At 35.5% G+C, this 18,388-nt stretch carries 20 protein-coding genes; 10 read left to right on the forward strand and 10 right to left on the reverse strand.

Translation table 11 applies throughout. The features are described from left to right. Nucleotides 1–42 precede the first annotated feature (42 nt). The 10 genes from ccoS to IV494_RS10150 all read left to right on the forward strand — a co-directional run bounded on the left by ccoS (nt 43) and on the right by IV494_RS10150 (nt 8,461). Nucleotides 43–246, forward strand: coding sequence for a cbb3-type cytochrome oxidase assembly protein CcoS (gene ccoS / locus IV494_RS10105; protein WP_196080014.1), 204 nt, complete (start codon nt 43–45; stop codon nt 244–246). A gap of 5 nt (nt 247–251) precedes the next feature. Continuing rightward, complete coding sequence (ccoN, locus tag IV494_RS10110) at nt 252–2,531, forward strand: cytochrome-c oxidase, cbb3-type subunit I (protein ID WP_196080015.1); 2,280 nt, start codon at nt 252–254, stop codon at nt 2,529–2,531. A gap of 15 nt (nt 2,532–2,546) precedes the next feature. Then, complete coding sequence (locus IV494_RS10115) at nt 2,547–2,738, forward strand: cbb3-type cytochrome oxidase subunit 3 (RefSeq protein WP_196080016.1); 192 nt, start codon at nt 2,547–2,549, stop codon at nt 2,736–2,738. 21 nt (nt 2,739–2,759) lie between these two features. Next, nucleotides 2,760–3,638 (forward strand): c-type cytochrome, encoded by an 879-nt coding sequence (locus tag IV494_RS10120; RefSeq protein ID WP_196080017.1) that lies wholly within the window; start codon nt 2,760–2,762, stop codon nt 3,636–3,638. A 97-nt stretch (nt 3,639–3,735) separates the two neighbouring features. Continuing rightward, complete coding sequence (gene ccoG, locus IV494_RS10125; RefSeq protein ID WP_196080018.1) at nt 3,736–5,187, forward strand: cytochrome c oxidase accessory protein CcoG; 1,452 nt, start codon at nt 3,736–3,738, stop codon at nt 5,185–5,187. A gap of 6 nt (nt 5,188–5,193) precedes the next feature. Next, nucleotides 5,194–5,649, forward strand: a complete 456-nt coding sequence (locus IV494_RS10130; RefSeq protein WP_196080019.1) for a FixH family protein — start codon at nt 5,194–5,196, stop codon at nt 5,647–5,649. After that, nucleotides 5,640–6,383 carry a sulfite exporter TauE/SafE family protein gene (locus IV494_RS10135; protein ID WP_196080020.1) on the forward strand — a complete coding sequence of 248 codons (744 nt, stop codon included), beginning with the start codon at nt 5,640–5,642 and terminating at the stop codon, nt 6,381–6,383. The genes IV494_RS10130 and IV494_RS10135 overlap by 10 nt, the downstream gene beginning before the upstream one ends. 27 nt (nt 6,384–6,410) lie before the next feature. Next, nucleotides 6,411–7,022: a hypothetical protein gene (locus IV494_RS10140; protein WP_196080021.1), complete on the forward strand. Its 612-nt coding sequence runs from the start codon at nt 6,411–6,413 to the stop codon at nt 7,020–7,022. 108 nt (nt 7,023–7,130) lie between these two features. Next, nucleotides 7,131–7,919 carry a hypothetical protein gene (locus IV494_RS10145; RefSeq protein ID WP_196080022.1) on the forward strand — a complete coding sequence of 263 codons (789 nt, stop codon included), beginning with the start codon at nt 7,131–7,133 and terminating at the stop codon, nt 7,917–7,919. A gap of 83 nt (nt 7,920–8,002) precedes the next feature. Then, nucleotides 8,003–8,461, forward strand: a complete 459-nt coding sequence (locus tag IV494_RS10150; protein WP_196080023.1) for a hypothetical protein — start codon at nt 8,003–8,005, stop codon at nt 8,459–8,461. Nucleotides 8,462–8,512: 51 nt separating this feature from the next. Here the strand turns inward: IV494_RS10150 and serS are convergent, their stop codons facing one another. The 10 genes from serS to IV494_RS10200 form a co-directional block, all read right to left on the reverse strand. After that, entirely contained in the window at nt 8,513–9,781 is a 1,269-nt protein-coding gene (gene serS, locus IV494_RS10155; RefSeq protein WP_196080024.1) for a serine--tRNA ligase, read from the reverse strand. A 76-nt stretch (nt 9,782–9,857) separates the two neighbouring features. Next, nucleotides 9,858–10,355, reverse strand: coding sequence for a hypothetical protein (locus IV494_RS10160; RefSeq protein ID WP_196080025.1), 498 nt, complete (start codon nt 10,353–10,355; stop codon nt 9,858–9,860). Between the two features lie 15 nt (nt 10,356–10,370). Continuing rightward, complete coding sequence (locus IV494_RS10165) at nt 10,371–11,618, reverse strand: oligosaccharide flippase family protein (RefSeq protein WP_196080026.1); 1,248 nt, start codon at nt 11,616–11,618, stop codon at nt 10,371–10,373. A gap of 2 nt (nt 11,619–11,620) precedes the next feature. Next, a complete protein-coding gene (locus IV494_RS10170) occupies nt 11,621–13,267 on the reverse strand; it encodes an asparagine synthase-related protein (RefSeq protein WP_196080027.1) in 1,647 nt (548 codons plus the stop codon). A gap of 64 nt (nt 13,268–13,331) precedes the next feature. Beyond that, nucleotides 13,332–14,453 (reverse strand): glycosyltransferase, encoded by a 1,122-nt coding sequence (locus IV494_RS10175; RefSeq protein WP_196080028.1) that lies wholly within the window; start codon nt 14,451–14,453, stop codon nt 13,332–13,334. 92 nt (nt 14,454–14,545) lie between these two features. Next, nucleotides 14,546–15,037, reverse strand: a complete 492-nt coding sequence (locus IV494_RS10180) for a hypothetical protein (RefSeq protein WP_196080029.1) — start codon at nt 15,035–15,037, stop codon at nt 14,546–14,548. Further along, nucleotides 15,027–15,191: a hypothetical protein gene (locus IV494_RS10185; protein WP_196080030.1), complete on the reverse strand. Its 165-nt coding sequence runs from the start codon at nt 15,189–15,191 to the stop codon at nt 15,027–15,029. The genes IV494_RS10180 and IV494_RS10185 overlap by 11 nt, the downstream gene beginning before the upstream one ends. Nucleotides 15,192–15,202: 11 nt before the next feature. Next, nucleotides 15,203–15,985 carry a (Fe-S)-binding protein gene (locus IV494_RS10190; protein WP_196080031.1) on the reverse strand — a complete coding sequence of 261 codons (783 nt, stop codon included), beginning with the start codon at nt 15,983–15,985 and terminating at the stop codon, nt 15,203–15,205. Nucleotides 15,986–16,054: 69 nt separating this feature from the next. Beyond that, entirely contained in the window at nt 16,055–17,419 is a 1,365-nt protein-coding gene (locus IV494_RS10195; RefSeq protein WP_196080032.1) for a (Fe-S)-binding protein, read from the reverse strand. A gap of 11 nt (nt 17,420–17,430) precedes the next feature. Then, the gene (locus IV494_RS10200) at nt 17,431–18,381 is read right to left on the reverse strand and encodes an MlaD family protein (RefSeq protein ID WP_196080033.1); all 951 of its coding nucleotides are present in this window, start codon (nt 18,379–18,381) and stop codon (nt 17,431–17,433) included. Nucleotides 18,382–18,388: the final 7 nt, after the last annotated feature.

Raw genomic sequence — 18,388 nt, forward strand, 5'->3', positions numbered from 1 at the left:
TTAAGTAAATTTGGGTCAATTTTGTAATAAATTTGCACGGACATGGACATACTATATTTAATGATTCTTTGCAGCGTTTTATTAGCTGTTGTTTTTCTTATCATATTTATAGTAAGTGCTAGAAGCGGACAATTTGAAGACGATGAATCTCCTGCAGTACGAATATTACTGGACTCCGAGATCATCAAAGAAAAACCCGAGACAGAAAAGAAATTAGATATACCTACAGAAGAAAAAAGTGATTAATTTATATGGAAACTCAAAAATTTAGTTATGACAACAGCATTGTGCGAGCGTTTCTCTATGCAACCGTAGTCTTCGGGCTTGTCGGATTTTTGCTAGGACTTACGGCTGCTTTAATGCTATTTTATCCTGAACTTCCCGAATATTTCTTTGGAACTGATGATGCAACCATCGTAAGTTTAAGAAGCGGAAATTTACAGGGACTTATTAACACTCACGGTGCTTTCGGTTTTGGCCGGATCAGAATGCTGCATACCAGTGCGGTGATCTTTGCATTTGTTTGTAATGGTTTCTTCGCGGGAGCATATTACTCCTTGCAGAGACTTCTGAAAACAAGAATGTACAGCGACACGCTTTCATGGATTCATTTCTGGGGATGGCAATTAATGATCGTTGCAGTAGTTATTACTTTCTTGATGGGGATCAACACTTCAAAAGAATATGCAGAACACGAATGGCCAATTGATATTTTAATCACTGTTATATGGGTTATTTTTGGGATTAATATGATCGGTACTATTCTGATCAGAAGAGTACGGCATCTTTATGTAGCCATTTGGTTCTATCTTGGAACCTGGGTTGCGATTGCAATGCTACACATCATCAATAACTTAGAAGTACCTTTAACTTTCACAGGCTGGAAATCTTATTCTGCTTATGCGGGGGTAAAAGATGCTTTGGTACAGTGGTGGTATGGTCACAATGCAGTAGCGTTCGTATTAACAACGCCGGTTTTAGGACTGATGTATTATTTCTTACCTAAAGCTGCAGACCGACCTGTCTTTTCTTACAAATTATCAATTATTCACTTTTGGTCTTTGATCTTTGTTTACATCTGGGCAGGACCTCACCACTTGCAATACACTGCAATTCCTGGTTGGGCGCAAGCTTTGGCAACAGGTTTCTCTATCATGTTGATCGCACCATCTTGGGGAGGAATGTTGAACGGACTTCTTACTTTAAGAGGAGCCTGGGATAAAGTTCGGGAAAATCCGGTACTTAAATTCTTCGTCGTAGCGGTAACCTGTTACGGTATGGCAACTTTCGAGGGTCCATTATTAGCAACAAAAACTTTAAATAAAATTGGTCACTATACCGACTGGGTTATTGGTCACGTTCATATTGGTGCATTGGGATGGAATGGTTTTATGACTTTTGGTATGATCTATTACCTTCTTCCAATCATGTGGAGAACCAAACTTTGGTCTGTGAAATTAGCAAACTGGCATTTCTGGCTGGGAACTTTAGGAATTATTTTCTACGCCGTTCCTTTATATATTGCCGGATTTACACAGGGATTGATGTGGAAACAATTTAATCCAGACGGAACATTGCTTTACAAAAACTGGTTAGATACCGTTACCGCAATTATTCCTTACTATGAAATGAGATTTGTTGGTGGTTTACTTTATATTTCTGGAGCGATCTTGATGTGTGTGAACGTAGTAGCAACAGTACGAAGCGGATCTTTCCAGAAAAATGTTCCTGCAGAAGCACCAGCTTTGGCAGCGACTACGAAAAAAAGAAAAGAAGGAGAAGGATTCCACCTTTGGTTAGAGAGAACTCCGGTTCTTTTAACAGTATTATCATTTGTCGCAGTTGCGATTGGTGGATTTGTGGAAATCGTTCCTACATTAACGATCAAAGAAAACGTACCGACTATTGCAGCGGTTAAACCATATTCACCTTTAGAATTAGAAGGTCGAGATTTATACATCCGTGAAGGTTGTAATGCATGTCACAGTCAGATGATCCGACCTTTCCGAGATGAAGTGGTAAGATTTAACGGTAAAAACGGGCAGTATTCAAAAGCTGGAGAATTTATTTACGACAGACCATTCCTTTGGGGATCGAAAAGAACAGGACCGGATTTGCATAGAGAAGGTGGTAAAAACCCAAGTTCATGGCATTATAAACACATGCTGAACCCTAGAGTTACTTCCGCCGGATCAATTATGCCAAGATATCCATGGTTAATTGCAAGAGACTTAGACAGAAGTCAAATGGTAGATAAGATCAAACTGATGAAAAACACGTTTGATGTTCCTTACACTCAGGCGCAAATCGATTCAGCTGACAGTTGGGCAGATAATCAGGCGAAGTTCATCGTAAAACAAATTTACTCTGAAGCAGCCGACGTAAAACAGGCTTATGCTGAAAGAAAAGCACAACAGGGTGCTGACTTTGTTCCACTTGAGAAAAAAGAGATCGTAGCATTGATCTCCTATTTGCAAAGATTAGGAACTGATATTAAAACAACCGAAATTAAAACGGCAAGTACGAAATAATTTAAAATTCGAATTATGATTCCTCAAAATGTAAAAGATATTCTAGCAAATGGCGAAAATGTAGGGTTCTACCAGACATTGTCAATGATATTTTTTCTGATATTTTTCTTAGGAATCGTAATTTGGGTTTTTTCAAGGTCTAAAAAACATTACGACGAAGAAGCAAATGCTCCTTTAGAAGATGATATTGACGATAAAAACTTGTAATTTTATATAAAACTAAATAAAATGAAACAAAGATCTCCCGTTTACGTAACGATCGCCATCATACTGGTCATTCTTTTCATCATGTATTTCATGTTTGTGCAGAATGCTTCCTTCCTATCTTCGCCTTACTTTTGGGGAACGGTAGTAATAAGTTCAATTCTTGCACTTATTCAAAATGCAATTGGTGACCTGATTGAAAATGAAAAATTCAAAAGTTTAACCGACCTTGAAAAGGCGGAATACATTCAGACCAAACAAACGTCCTATTTCAAATCACTGTACGAAGGTGCATTTAAAAAACAACCGGCAAGCACAGAAAAAGACTTGCTTATTGACCATGGTTTTGATGGGATTATGGAGCTTGACAACCAGTTGCCAAAATGGTGGTTGGGATTATTCTACTTCGGTGTAGCATACTGTGTTGTATACATGGCGTCTTACTTCCTGACAGATTTTGCTCATCAAGGACCAGAATATGATGCAGAATATAAAGCTCAAACTGCAAGTATTGCTGAATACGTTAAAAACACTCCTCCACCAACAATAGACAATGCGGTTTATTCTCCGGATAATATTGCAGCTGGTCAGGAAGTATTTAAAACAAACTGTGTTTCTTGTCACGGTGATGGCGGTAAAGGTGGTATTGGACCAAACCTTACTGATAATTCATGGATCAATCAGCCGGAAAAAACATTGTTCAAAAATGTATTCCACATGGTTGAAAATGGTTCACCAAATAATCCTGCGATGCAAGCTTGGGGGAAAAACGGAGTTCTTACCGGTTTCGACATCCAGAATGTAGCTGCTTATGTATATCACATCAATCAGGAACAAAATCCAATAACTACAGCTCAAGGTGGTGCTGCTCCTCAGGGAACACCAGCGAACTGGGAGAAATAAAATTTAAAAAAACAATATTGCTTTGAAAACATAATTCGCTATTCTGGAAAATTCAAGAATACGAATTATGTTTTTTTTTAATTAATAGATGTAAAAAATGGCCGATCAAGAAAATGTATTCAGAGGAGGACAGGGACAGGTAATCGATGCAGAAACCTTCAGAGATTCTGTGGGCACGATGGATGATTCTGGAAAACGGGTTTGGATCTTTCCTCGAAAACCTCATGGTAAATTTACCAACTACAGAAGCATCGTTGCGTATTTTCTGCTCGCAATGTTTTTTCTGATTCCTTTCTTGAAAATTAATGGCAATCCTTTTCTTTTGATCAATGTTGTCGAAAGTCATTTCTATATTTTCGGACAACCCTTTTACCCACAAGATTTTTTCATTCTTGCGTTAGGTGCAATTACTTCAATTGTTTTTGTCATTTTGTTTACAGTTGTTTTCGGTAGAATTTTTTGCGGCTGGATCTGCCCTCAAACTATTTTTCTTGAAATGGTTTTCCGCAAAGTCGATTATCTGATTGAAGGTGACCGAAACAGACAAATGAAATTAGACCGACAGGAATGGAATGCAGAAAAAATCTGGAAGCGTTCTTTGAAATGGTCCATATTTGTAATTATTTCCTTGATCATTACGCACTGGATGTTCATGTATATTGTCGGTTATCAGGAAGTATTTAAGATGATTCAGGAAGGTCCGTTCACCAATTTCACGAGTTTTCTTGTCATGATAATTTTTACCGGCGCATTCTACTTTACTTTCGCATGGTTTAGAGAGCAGGTTTGTACTTTGGTTTGTCCTTATGGAAGATTACAGGGTGTATTGATCGATAAACAGACCATCAACGTTTATTACGATTTCAAAAGAGGTGAAAACCGTTTTAAATGGAGAAAAGGCGAAGATCGAAAAGCTGAAGGTAAAGGAGATTGTATCGACTGTAATCAATGTGTGGTGGTTTGTCCAACCGGAATTGATATTCGTGACGGACAACAACTGGAATGCGTAAACTGTACTGCCTGTATCGATGCCTGTGACGAAGTAATGATTAAAACAGGACTTCCGCCAGGATTGATCAGATATGCGACCGAAGACGAGATCGAAAAAGAAATTCCGTTCCAGTTTACAAACAGAATGAAAGCGTATTCTTTCGTTTTGGCTTTAATGGTAGCGTTTTTAGGATTTCTAATGTATAACAGAGCCGATGTGGAAGCGAAATTTATTAAACCTGCAGGTTCTTCATTCTTCGTGCGAGATGCTAAGATCACAAATACTTATAATTATACTTTTTTAAACAAAAGCAATAAAGACAAGATCATCACGATTAAAGTATTAGAACCGGAACATGCGGAAATTACTTTAAGCGAAACCAATAAAATAAAAATCAAGAAAGGCGACATTACAAAAGGTACCGTAAACATCAGTTTCCCGGAGAAAGATATTAAACTGTCCAAACAGAATATAAGTATCGGTGTTTATGATGATCAGGGTAAACTTTTAGATACCTTTAAAACTTATTTCGAAGGTCCTTTCAAACTTCAATTTTAATAAAAAATGTTCAAAAAATTCACTTGGGGACACGGGATTGTTCTTGCTCTAGGCTCATTTATAGCTTTCATATTATTTATGATCTTAATTTTTCCAAATGGTCAACAGGGAGCTGAACTGGTTACTGATCATTATTACAGCGAAGAGTTGCAGTATCAGGACGTGATCAATGCCAAGAAAAACGGAGATCTTCTTACCGAAAAACCTGTTTATTTACAAAATACCGAAGGTATTAAACTTACATTTCCGGCAAGCATCATTCTCGATCAGTCCAAATTAAACTTCGAACTTTTCAGAACCAATGACGCTAATCTGGATGTAAAAAAAGAAGTGACTCTTGACGGACAAAACTCGTTTTCGATTCCGGCGAAAGTAATTTCTAAAGGCGGTTATACTTTGAAACTTAAATGGAAATCTGATAAAAAACCTTATCAACTCGACTACGACGTTCAATGGAAATAGCACTCATTTTTTCCGCACTGGCTCTAGGTTTCGCATCCGGTTTTCACTGCATCGGAATGTGCGGTCCGATCGCGCTTTCTTTGGGATTAACCAAAAAACAGGCAACCAATTATTATTTGCAGAATTTAACCTATCAATTTGGTAGAATTGTGACCTATTCCTTTTTAGGCGCCATTTTAGGAATTGTAGGAAAAGGCTTTGCAATGGCAGGTTTCCAGCAATATCTGACGATCGGTGTTGGAATTCTTTTGATCTTCATGGCCGTATTTTCTTTTGGTGGAAAAGATTTCGCCTCCAAAATTCCTTTTTTATCTAAATCATTATTAAAGGTGAAGATGAATTTAGGGAAACTTTTACAGAAAGCAGATTATCGATCACGCTTCACAACTGGAATTCTCAATGGTTTTTTACCATGTGGTATGGTTTACATGGCTTTAACAGCAAGTTTAGCTTCAGGTGGAATTTGGCAAAGCGCTACTTTTATGGCTTTGTTCGGTTTGGGAACTTTACCGTTTATGTTTGCGATCGTACTTTTAGGAAATTTAATGACCACCGCATTTAGGATTAAAATTTTAAAATTTGTTCCGGTCATGATGATCGTTTTGGGCGGACTTTTTATCCTGCGCGGACTCGAACTTGGAATACCTTATATTTCGCCACCACATGATTCTCTTCAGGTCATTCACAATAACTCAAAAGAGCATCAAATGGGAGATCACGCAACTTGCCATTAATATTCTATATTTGAGTAAATTTAAATGATGAAATATCAATTTTTACTCTTATTACTTTTATCTCTTTCCTGTTCTGCTCAAAAAACAGAGATTTCAAATTTAAAAGAAGGAAAAGCAACTTTCGAATTTCATAAAAATACAGAACCAGCTGCAGGAACCGGCGTTTTGGGAATGCAAACGAAAAAATCCTTTGCGATTCTTATTGATCAAAATTCAACAGATCATTCTCCAGAAATTTTTAATAAAGTTCAATTTGAAACCATGAATTTCGACGGAAAGAAATCCACAATTTTTCTGTGTATTTATGAGAACGAAAATGGTCTGCCCGGAAAAATTTTAGATAACGCAAAAATTATCATAGAAACTCCAATTAGGAAAAATAAAATTATTGCAAATCTTTCTTCATTAAAAATTAAAGTTCCAACGAATGCATATTTTATTGGTTTTGAATGGATTCTTTCCAAAGAAAACATTATTAACGGAGCACAAAATGCTGGTGCAAAACCTTACAATCCGGCAATTTCCGGAATTCAAATTGAAAAGCCGAATCTTTATTTTTTTGATAAAAAATGGCAGAAAGATAAAGAGTTGCTTAGTTCATCCTTGAAAATAGATGTTGATTACATACCCGAAAATTAGCCTCAAAAGGTGATTTAATAAATCTATTTAAAGCCGTCTATTTCCCCTAAAAACATCATCATTAACTTTGGTCTCCAATTTGAATGAAACGCTTAAATAAATTAAGTAATGATCAAAAAATTTGGACTTTGGATTCTATTGGCTTCTTTCGCTTTACAATCCTGTTCTGTCAATACAGAAACTACCTATTTCAAAGATTCTGCTACGAGTATGGAATCCAATATTCTTCTCGATAAAAGCATGCTCGGTATGATGAGCATGATGGGCGATAAAGCTGATATTCTCTCGAAATCAAAAGAATTTGGAAATCTTACTACGGATTATAAAAGTTTATTTGATCTTCAGAAAGACGGAAAAGTCACCCTCAATCAAGACTCCGCAAAAGTGCTGAAAAAAATGTTCATGAAGCTGATTAAAGATAAAGGTGAAATTTATGGCCTTTCTTTAAAATATGATAAGTTGATGCCCACAGAAATCGCAAGCCTTTTATCCCAGAGTAAACAGCTGAAAAATATGCCCTTGCAAAATGTCGCAAGCTGGAATGGCAAAACGCTGACAATTGATACCGATAAATTCAACAGTACAGAATTTTTAAAAGAAATTACGAAAAATTCTGGTGAGGAAAAAAATCCGAATCCAACTACCAAAAGCGATTCTTTGGAAGTTTATGGAAAACAGATGGCACAAGGAATGGTCGGAATGATGAAAATGTTCAACATGAATTTCACGAGCACGATGAAATTTCAAAAACCAATTGTCAGCATCGTTGGAAAACATGATTTCGTGAAACAAATCGACAACAAAACCATTCAGATCAATGTTCGAAGTAACGAACTGTTAGATGGCAGCAAAAACCTGGTGAATAAGGATAAACAAATTATCATCACCACGGAATAAAAAAATCCATCAAAAATTTTTTAGTGCTTTTATAATTAGTTGAAAATAGTTTAGTAATTTTGATCAACTAATAATCAAAAAAGATGTCGATTACTATTCATTTTGGCGGGCAACTAGCCTCTCTGAAGGATCTGGACGCATTATTATCCATGGTTACTTATTATGCTGAAGAACATGATTGGCCATATTCTGAACTAAAGGAAAATGCCCAAACAAAACTGGAGCCTTGGGAAAAAGGAGTAAGTTTGCAATCAAACACTGGCGTAGAATCGATTAATATCTACTTTGATGACTCTCTTACTTTAGGAACATTTTGTAAAACGCAATTTGGCGGCGTTGAAGCTCATATTGAAGTCATTGAGTTTTTACATGCAATTGAAGGTTTTTTCAAAAATTTCTGGGTAGAAGATGAAGGCGATTACTGGAAAACAAAAGATCAGCTTCTCCTAAAGAAAAAAATGGATTTGATGGCAAAAATTCTTGATGATGTAGAAAAGTCTATTAAGGAGCAGAAAGAAGAAAATAAATGGAAATATAATTAATAAAAAAAACCACCAAATTTTGGTGGTTTTTCTATTTATAAAAGTCGCTTTTTAATTGATCAGATCAAACTTCGCATATTCTACGATTTTGGCTGGAATTCTAATTCCTTCCGCGGTTTGGTTATTCTCTAATAAAGCCGCCATAATTCTTGGTAGCGCCATCGCAGAACCGTTTAAAGTATGAACCAACTGTGTTTTTCCTTCACTTTTGAATCTGCATTTCAGACGCGTTGCCTGAAAAGTTTCGAAATTTGAAACTGAAGAAACTTCCAGCCATTTTTCCTGAGCAGCACTCCAAACTTCAAAATCGTAGGTCATTGCTGCAGCGAAACCTGTGTCACCACCACATAATCTTAAAATACGGAACGGTAATTCTAAATCTACCAAAATAGATTTTACATGTTCCACCATTACTTCCAGAGCGGCGTAAGAATTTTCCGGTCTTTCCAAACGTACGATCTCTACTTTCTCAAATTGATGTAATCTGTTCAAACCTCTTACATGAGCACCGTAACTTCCAGCTTCTCTGCGGTAACATTGAGAGAATGCTGTATTTTTTATTGGCAAATCTTTTTCATCTAATAAAACATCACGATAAAGATTGGTTACCGGAACTTCCGCAGTCGGGATCAGGAACAGCTTATCTTCGTTGATGTAATACATTTGTCCCTCTTTATCAGGCAGTTGACCGGTCCCATAACCTGAAGCTTCATTTACAACATGTGGCGGATTTACTTCCAGATAACCAGCATCTACATTTTTATCTAAAAAATATTGAACCAAAGCTCGCTGAAGTCTGGCTCCTTTCCCAAAATAAACAGGAAATCCTGCTCCTGCGATCTTTACTCCAAGTTCAAAATCGATTAAATTATATTTTTTCGCCAATTCCCAATGTGGAATTGCACCTTCGCCTAAACCTTCAACATCATGAGATTGATAAATGATTTCATTTTCTTCGGCAGTTGTTCCGGCTTTTACTTTTTCGTAAGGAACATTTGGAATTTGATACAAAACATCTAAAAGTTTTGCTTCTGCATCTTTTAATTTTTGCTGAAGATCTTGGGAATTTTCTTTAAACTCGGCCGTTTTCGATTTTGCTGATTCGGCTTCCTCGTTCTTACCTTCTCTCATCAAAAGACCTATTTCTTTTGAGATCTTGTTCATTTCCGATAGATTTTGATCCAGTTCAAACTGGTACTTTTTTCTATCATCATCAAAAGAAATGGCTTTATCAACCAGATCCATTTGCTTGAAACCTCTTTTCCCTAAACCTTTTAAAACGCGTTCTTTATTTTCGCGCAAAAAATTAACCTGTAACATATAAAGTGTCGTATTTAATAGTTAAAGTTCCTCGAATTGAAACTTTAATTATGATTTGAATGTGTAAATTTAATGATTATTTCGTGATTTTCACGATGTTGGGTTGCCCCTGAACTTTAGTAAATTTCAAAATATTATTATACCAAATACTTGAAACCTGAAACAAATCCGGTGTAGAAGTGTAATGGATGACCATCAAATCTTTTCCGGTAGACGTCGTGCTGTCATTTATTCTCTTCGTTAAAAAGAGATTTATTTTTGACTCATACGTTTTAGAATTACCCGAAGAATCAATCGCAATCCGCTTTGCTCCTGCGAGATATTCCATATAATTAAGCGTATCGGCATCTTTATTATTATTAAAACTCACTGGTGCAGTATCAGTTAATCCATTGATATCATTCCATCGAATATTTGTATACGAACCTTTAATTTTACTGTTCAACATATCCTGACCTGCAGAATCAATATAAATATTCAGGATCTGATCAATTTGTTGTACCGCTCGATCATCATTTCTGCAGGAAAGAAATGCGAAAAAAGCAAGCGTCGCTATAAAAAACAGATTTTTCATGGGTACAAAGATAATTTATTTTAAATCTTTCAGATAAATTAAAAAGGAATACATCAGTAAAAACCCACCAATGATCATGCTCAAACTTAAACTTATTGCCATGCCGATCACTCCAAATCTTGAAACCAGAAAAGCTGAAAAAAGCAACAATAGAAAAAGGGTCAGGAAAGAAACGATGGTATTGATCTTCATTTTACCAACCGCAGAAAGGAGGTTTCCGTAAAGGTTTCGCAACAACATATTCATACAAAAACCTCCTAAGAGAACGATAAAAATCCAGGAATTATCTGCATATTTATTGCTAAAGAACAGATGAAGGATTTCCGCTTTAAAGACAAATCCCACCGCAAAAATAAGTACAGAAATCGGGATAAAGATTTTATAATAATTAGCAATATAATCAGTTAAAAAAACTTTATTTTTAAAATTCTTCGCCAGAACAGGAAAGTCACTTTGCATAAAAGTTAAAGCCAGAAAAGTGATATTGGCCGGAATCAAAATGGCAACTTTATAATTCGCAACCGATGTTTCATTCATCAAAAAACTAAGCATCAAAACATCAGCAGAAAAGAGAGCATCTGAAAGCAAAGCCGTTCCGGAAGCATGAAGTCCGTAACTCCATATTTCTTTTTTATTAAAACTAAAAGATTCGGCGACAGATCTGTAATGCTCTTTATTAAACCAAAACAAAGCCAAAAAAGGCGTAAAAGCAATCGCGAATAAATAACCATTCAAACCAAAAAAATAGGATAAAAGCAGTAGGAAAATCACTCCGAAAACATTGACAACATTCGTAATTCTGGCAAAACCACGGTTGTTTCCAAAAATTCTAAATTCGGACTGAATATGATTCAGAAAGTAAAAACCAATTAAGCGAATTGTAAACAGGAGAAAAATGTAAAAAATATCTTCATATTTTTTGATATAGAAAAAACTAACGAGAAGAAAAATCGCGCTCAATAAGATCTGATAAAAAAAACCTTTCATCAAAAGATATTTTGCCAGACTTTTCTTTTCAGCATGATCAAAAGTCACAGAGCCGAATCGCAGCAAACTTTGCTGACTTCCAAATCCGCTGAATGGTGTAAAAATGGCAAAAACCGAAGCGACAATACTCAGAATTCCAAATTCATTTTCGGGCAAAATTCTGATGATAAAAAGCGAACCCAGAAAAGCACAGATTTTTGCGATCAGCAACGAAAAGAAAACATGTTGTCCCTTATTCCTGAAAAAATCATCAATGAAAATGCGCAAACTTTTCATCTTTAAAAATACAATTTAAAGATTGATAAAATATTGATCGCCTTTGATTTTAAAGAAAAACTTTCAGATCCGAAAAGGGATAAAACATCTTTAGAAAGCTCAGGATAATTTTCAAGCCGATAAATATTGTCATCAAAATATTTCTGGTAATACTGCTGAATTTCAACATCGTTATCAAAATAATATTGGTAGGGATACATGCTGGAATTCTGTGGAGTCTTTAAAATTTTGTTGTTTAAAATATTAAAACCACGCTTCATCACTTTATCCCCAAAAGAAGTTTTCCATTGGGCATCGGGTTTCATCAAAGTTCTTTCCCACCGATATTTTGTCGCCTCTTTGCAGTGTTTATTGATCCATTCGATATAAAACCGGTGATTAAATTTCCATTCTTCTGGAAGTGAAATAGCAAATTTCAGAAAATCTTTCGTCATGAAAGGCGAAGTTTGATAGCGCTTTTGCTGAAAAACGTGAGCTCCTAAAACTGTGCGATTATAAGCTACATTTCGAAGGAGAAACAACTCTTCTGTTTCGTAATTTTTTAAACTTTCATCCAAAGTGTTTTGAACTTTGGAAAAGAATTTTTGGTGCTCCAAAATTTTAAAATAAGAAGGTTTTTTCCGGTTTGGTTCCGTATTAAAACCTCCCAAAACACCGTCGCCAATCTGGCCGCTGTGAAATAATGAAAAATTTTCGTATTTCATTTTTTCCATTGCATGTTCCGCATGAATTCCGCCCGTATAAAAGACCAAACCTTCTGAAAGAGCTGTTAATTTATCAATCTTCTGGAGAAATTTCCCACCGTCAAGAGGAATAAATTCGTAATGAATATTATGATCTTCCGCAATTTTTTCAGAGATCGTATGATCAAAATAATTAGACTGCGAAAAACACAGTGCATTTCCAGGTTTTAGATTATTTTTTATCGCATACATCATGGCTACACGACTGTCTAAACCGCCACTCAACAGCGCTAAATGATCCGTTCCAAATTCGGTATCTTTTTTATATTCCAATACAACGGAATCTGTAAAAATTTGATGAATCGCATCAATTGCATCATCTTTACTTTTTTCGTAACCTGGAACTTCAGCCAGATTAAAATAGATTTTCTGTTCGCAATTTAAAGTGGAAATATCAATGTCCAAATAATGGGCATCAAATAGTTTCTTTACATTTTGAAGTGGCGTTTTATCTTCTATTAAATTACTGAAACTTAATAATTGATAAATTGATTCGATATCTGGTTTCGTCGAAACTCCATCTTTTTTCAAAGCTTCATTTAACCGGATTAAGCTCGTCTCAATATACAGCTGATTCTCAAACTTTCCATAAAAGATCCTTTGTGTAGAAGTAATATTAGTAAAAACGAATAATTTCCTTTCTTTTTTATCGTATATAAAACCACGATATTCTCCTTCAAATTCCTTAATAATGTCAGATTTTTTCAGGCGGTAAAGTTCCTGAATTAATGTTTGGAAATCTTTTAAGGCAAACTCATTTAAAAGCTTTCGTTTATTGAGTAAAATGCCTTCAAACAGGAAATCAAAAGCATCAGATTTTAAATAAAAATTATCATATTCTTCTGAAATAAAAGAATTTACCACCAAATTTTGGGGAGAAATGATAAGCGAAAATCCTTTCTTCATATTATGATCTCATTGCGTTTTCTAAACTTTAATTTACATCAATTTCTGGAAATCCAACTGAAAATTATTGCAGAATTTTTCTGTAAATATCTGTGAATTTTTCAGCGATTTTTTCCATCGAAAAATGATCTTGTACAAATTGATGCAAATCTTCTGGAGAAACAAAAGTTACCTTTTTTTGTAAAACAGATTCCATCGCATTGTATAATTCTTCTTCTGAATTCGAAATTAAAATACCCTTTTTCTCAGAAATAATTTCCGGAATTCCTCCGACTTTCGTTGCAATTGCCGGAGTTCCGCTCGAAAGTGATTCCAATAAAACACAGGGAAAATTTTCGTAATCACTGAACAAAACAAAACAATCGCTGCTTCTCATTTTTTCAGCAACTTGATTTGGAGTGAGAAGAGAAAAAGTGGTAATAAAACTTTCGGACTTATTATTTCTGACGATCTCATCCAAATTTTCCAGATTTCCATCTCCCCCAATTTGTAGGTTGAAGTTTTTATATTTTTCGCGAAGACGTATAGCAGTATTCACAATTTTCTCCGGATTTTTTAGCTTAATTAAATTCGAAACATGAAGGAAAGTAAACTTATCACCCGTTCCACCTTTAAGTGTAAAAAGGTTCGTATCGACTACATTTTGAACAACCAGCATCTTAGTTTGAAAGCCTAAATCCTTTAAATCTGATAGAAGATATTGACTTACGGGTAAAATAAAGGCCGAATTCTTTCCGATAAATTTTGAAATTAAAAGTTGAACCTTTGAAAGCTTAGTTCGATTAATATTTAAAAACCCAGACCAATGTTCTGTAATTACGAATGGAATCTTATATCTCATTTTCAGATAAACCGCGAATAACATTGATTGTTGCATCACATTTGCATGTACCAGATCGGGAGTTTGCATTTTCGCGAATCCTCTTTTGTAAGCCGTCATTCTTCGTAAAAAATTGAGAACCGGATTGGTGGTATTTTTATAATAAACTATTAAAGTTCGAACTCCATTTATTATTTGATCATCAAAAATAAATTTTTCATTCTGCGCTGAATCTCCGATGCAATGAAGAATCTCCACTTCATTTATTAAGGAAACTGCTTCTGCATGACGCTGCACAAAATTTCCGTTGGTCGGTTCAAATTTATTCGGAAACCAGGAAGAAATGAAGAGAATTTTGTAGTTCATTCAAAAAGCTTATTAACAAAAATACGTTTTTATAAAACAAAAACCCTTTTTAACCTGATGGTAAAAAGGGTTGGTTATATTTTAAGAAATCTTTAATCGATATAAATTCCGGCCCAGCTTCTTCGTAACGGCAAAAGGAAATCGCTTAAAAAAGCAACATATGAATTTTTAGAAAAATCGAAAACTTCGATGTCTTTTGAGATTTGTGCAGATTTTAAACCCTCTCTGAAATCTTTTAATTTTAAAGTTTTAATTTCACCATTCTCTACGAAAGTTGCTTTCATTCGATCGAATAAACCAAGGTTAAATTCCGCATCAATTGATTTCATAACCTGTCCCAATGAATCGATTGAACAACCAGAAGCCGCTTCTTTTTCTTCATCTACACAAACAACGATGAATTGATTCTTTTCAATTTTAAAAGATGAAGAAAGGGGTTTTCCGTGTGCAGCCCAAATTGCGAGGAAATCGTATAGTTTTTCGGTGATTACTTTGCTTTCTTTCGGTGTAAAACTTCTTGACGCTGGATAGATAATTACCCGATAATCATTGGTTTCTACTATTGTTGATTCTTCAATTTTCATTTCTCTGTAATTTTTTCAGTTCAATAAATCCGAGAACGACCATGAGCAAACTTGCTCCTGCGCTCCAAAAATTTATTTTTGCGGTATCGAAATCTGCAGACCAAAGATTAAGAACGAATAATAAAACGCCCGCAATCATTAAAAAGTAAAGCATATTCTTTCTCATTACAAATCGTCTGCTTCTGCTAATAATTCAGCAATATCTTTTACGGTAACTTCTGTGTTGTTAAAATGTTTGACACCATCAGTCAACATCGTATTACAAAATGGACAACCTGTTGCAATGATATTCGGTTGCATACTCAAAGCTTCTTCCGTTCTTTCGATATTGATGTCTTTGTCCCCTTTTTCAGGTTCTTTGAACATTTGAGCGCCACCTGCACCACAACATAAGCCGTTTGATTTGCAGCGTTTCATTTCTACCAGTTCCGCATCTAATTTCTCCAGAAGTTGACGTGGAGCTTCGTACTCGCCGTTTCCTCTTCCGAGATAACATGGATCGTGGAAAGTAATTTTTTTACCTTTGAAAGTTCCGCCTTCAATTTTCAAGCGGCCTTCTTCCATCAGTTTTCTTAAAAACTGGGTATGATGAAGAACTTCGTAATTCCCACCTAATCCCGGATATTCATTTTTGATAATATTGAAACAATGCGGACAAGCCGTAACGATCTTCTTTACGCCATAACCATTCATAATTTCGATGTTGGTCAAAGCCATCATTTGGAAAACGAATTCGTTCCCGGCGCGTTTTGCAGGATCACCGTTACAAGATTCTTCCTGACCCAAAACTGCGAATTCAACACCAACTTTATGTAAAATTTTACATAAGGCTTTCGTAATTTTCTTTGCTCTATCGTCGAAACTTCCGGCGCAACCGACGAAAAATAAAACTTCGGGTGCTTTTCCTTCGGCAGCATATTCTGCCATTGTTTTTATAGTGAAATCCATTTTATATTTATAGATATGTCAATGTAACCTTTTACCAATGGCGGTTATATTGCTAGAATTATTATTACATTAATTTTCGTTGGCCCAGTTCAAGCGATCAGCTTGATTATACGCCCATGGAGCAGCATTATTTTCCACATTTGCCATCATTGTGTTCAATTCACTTGGCGCGGAAGATTGTTCCATGACCAGGAATCTGCGCATTTCAACAATGATTGAAAGTGGATCGATCAACACCGGACAAGCTTCTACACATGCATTACAAGTCGTACATGCCCAAAGTTCTTCTCTCTGAATATGATCGTCTAATAATTTTTTGCCATCATCAACAAATTTTCCATTTTTGTTAATGTTTTTACCAACTTCCTCTATTCTATCACGTGTATCCATCATGATTTTTCGGGGAGATAATTTTTTGCCAGTCATATTTGCGGGACAAACCGCGGTACATCTTCCACATTCCGTACATGAATAAGCATTTAACAACTGAACTTGATTTAAATCAAAAATATCACTTGCGCCGAATTTATCCGGAACTTCATTGGGATCAACTTCTGGTGCAGCTGCGTAAGGGTCTGCATTGGGATCCATCATCAGTTTAATTTCTTTCGTAACTGAATCTAAATTATTGAATTGTCCTTTTGGTTTTAAATTAGAGAACCACGTATTTGGAAAGGCTAAAATAATATGCAAATGTTTCGAGTAGTACAGGTAATTCATGAAGAACAGAATTCCTAAAAAATGAAACCACCAAGCAGACTTTTCTATGATATGAAGCGATGAATCACTGAAATTATTTAAGAAAGGCAGAAGATGAATTGAAACGGGGAAATTAGCTCCAGATAAAAAGTCGTTTTCCATTCCGGGAACCATCTCGATCATCTGCAGCTTGTGCAGATCCATATAATAATCAGAAGCATTCATGGTCAAAAAAGCGACCATCAAAGCAAACTCAATAATTAGAATCCAGTTTGCGTCACGTTTCGGCCACCCAAATAATTCTTTCATCTGAAATCTTTTGATTCCGTAGAAATTACGTCGGATGAAAAAAGCTACCACAGCGATTAACACTAGAAGCGCTAAAATTTCCAAAGTCGCAGTAAAGAAACTGTAGAAACCTGATCCTAATATTCCAAATAAGAAACGGTGAGTTCCGAAAATACCATCAATTATAATTTCTAATAATTCAAAATTGATAATGATGAAACCAACATAAACGATTACATGTAGAAATCCCGCAATTGGCTTTTTCACCATTTTGCTTTGACCCAATGCAACTCTGCCCATGATTTTCCAGCGAACAGAAGGTTGATCTGATCGGACAATTTTCTTACCGAGTTTTATGTTTCGGTAAATTTCTTTAAAACTTTTAAAAAAAATTCCAAACCCTATAACCAGGGCGATAAAGAAAATAATATTGTCAATATACTGCATACTGAAAAAGTTTAGTCTTTAGTATTTTTCCCAAAAACCGAAAAATTCAGGTATCGTTTTGGATTGGCCTTTAAGTCTTCAATCAATTTATTGAGATTGTCGGAGGCGGTATTTAAATTATTATACAACTGGTCATCTTTGGTCAATTTCCCAAGACTTCCTTCGCCATTTTGAACGCCGGAAATCACGCTGCTCAGTTTATCTGAAGTTACGCTCAGTTTTTCAATGGTGTTATTTAAGGACTTTACGTCAACCTGTTCTGCAACTTTTCCGTACTTATCAATTGCTGACCGCGCACTTATCGTAGCAAGATTTGCATTATCAAGCACTTTTTGAATTTTAGGATCTGAGTTCGCCAGTAAAGTATTCGTTTGTCTGGAAGTTCCTTCAAACGCTGAAACCGTTTTATTCAGATTGATCAGCAAAGCTTTGATCTCAGCTTTATTTTGATCATTCAAAATTTGATTGGCATTCGTCGTCAATGAGTCTACTCTTCTCAAAACAATTTGAAGCTGATCTTTAACAGGGCCAACTTGTGAAGAAATATTGTTCAACATCGAAAGTGTGAATGCTCCTTTTAAAGTATCACCATCTTTTGCAAAAGGTGCTCCATACGCAAGATTAATTCTCATCTGCTTTCCAGACATTAATCCTGGTTCGTAAATTTCTAAAGTTGACTGTTTTGAAAATTCATAATTTTCATCAACTGTAACCTTTACAACGAAATGGATCTTGCCATCGGCGTCTGTTTGAGGAATAATTTTGTCAACCTGACCAACTTTTAACCCATTGATTGAAACGGGATTAGAAGCAGAAAGACCTTCAACATTATCAAACTTGGCATAAAAAATATTATCGGTGGTGAAGAGACTTTTGCCCTTCATGAACTGGAATAGAATTACAAATCCTATAATCGCTAAAAGTGCGATTAAACCTGCCTTTATTTCTTTTGTGAATTTCACTTTTCTT

This window comes from Kaistella gelatinilytica (genome assembly GCF_015679325.1).
Lineage (GTDB): Bacteria > Bacteroidota > Bacteroidia > Flavobacteriales > Weeksellaceae > Kaistella > Kaistella gelatinilytica.

Excerpts from the sequence above, each read along its gene's own strand:
- ccoS (WP_196080014.1), top strand. The coding sequence starts at position 43 with ATGGACATACTATATTTAATGATTCTTTGCAGCGTTTTATTAGCTGTT.
- ccoN (WP_196080015.1), top strand. The coding sequence starts at position 252 with ATGGAAACTCAAAAATTTAGTTATGACAACAGCATTGTGCGAGCGTTT.
- IV494_RS10115 (WP_196080016.1), top strand. The coding sequence starts at position 2,547 with ATGATTCCTCAAAATGTAAAAGATATTCTAGCAAATGGCGAAAATGTA.
- IV494_RS10120 (WP_196080017.1), top strand. The coding sequence starts at position 2,760 with ATGAAACAAAGATCTCCCGTTTACGTAACGATCGCCATCATACTGGTC.
- ccoG (WP_196080018.1), top strand. The coding sequence starts at position 3,736 with ATGGCCGATCAAGAAAATGTATTCAGAGGAGGACAGGGACAGGTAATC.
- IV494_RS10130 (WP_196080019.1), top strand. The coding sequence starts at position 5,194 with ATGTTCAAAAAATTCACTTGGGGACACGGGATTGTTCTTGCTCTAGGC.
- IV494_RS10135 (WP_196080020.1), top strand. The coding sequence starts at position 5,640 with ATGGAAATAGCACTCATTTTTTCCGCACTGGCTCTAGGTTTCGCATCC.
- IV494_RS10140 (WP_196080021.1), top strand. The coding sequence starts at position 6,411 with ATGAAATATCAATTTTTACTCTTATTACTTTTATCTCTTTCCTGTTCT.
- IV494_RS10145 (WP_196080022.1), top strand. The coding sequence starts at position 7,131 with ATGATCAAAAAATTTGGACTTTGGATTCTATTGGCTTCTTTCGCTTTA.
- IV494_RS10150 (WP_196080023.1), top strand. The coding sequence starts at position 8,003 with ATGTCGATTACTATTCATTTTGGCGGGCAACTAGCCTCTCTGAAGGAT.
- serS (WP_196080024.1), bottom strand. The coding sequence starts at position 9,781 with ATGTTACAGGTTAATTTTTTGCGCGAAAATAAAGAACGCGTTTTAAAA.
- IV494_RS10160 (WP_196080025.1), bottom strand. The coding sequence starts at position 10,355 with ATGAAAAATCTGTTTTTTATAGCGACGCTTGCTTTTTTCGCATTTCTT.
- IV494_RS10165 (WP_196080026.1), bottom strand. The coding sequence starts at position 11,618 with ATGAAAAGTTTGCGCATTTTCATTGATGATTTTTTCAGGAATAAGGGA.
- IV494_RS10170 (WP_196080027.1), bottom strand. The coding sequence starts at position 13,267 with ATGAAGAAAGGATTTTCGCTTATCATTTCTCCCCAAAATTTGGTGGTA.
- IV494_RS10175 (WP_196080028.1), bottom strand. The coding sequence starts at position 14,453 with ATGAACTACAAAATTCTCTTCATTTCTTCCTGGTTTCCGAATAAATTT.
- IV494_RS10180 (WP_196080029.1), bottom strand. The coding sequence starts at position 15,037 with ATGAAAATTGAAGAATCAACAATAGTAGAAACCAATGATTATCGGGTA.
- IV494_RS10185 (WP_196080030.1), bottom strand. The coding sequence starts at position 15,191 with ATGCTTTACTTTTTAATGATTGCGGGCGTTTTATTATTCGTTCTTAAT.
- IV494_RS10190 (WP_196080031.1), bottom strand. The coding sequence starts at position 15,985 with ATGGATTTCACTATAAAAACAATGGCAGAATATGCTGCCGAAGGAAAA.
- IV494_RS10195 (WP_196080032.1), bottom strand. The coding sequence starts at position 17,419 with ATGCAGTATATTGACAATATTATTTTCTTTATCGCCCTGGTTATAGGG.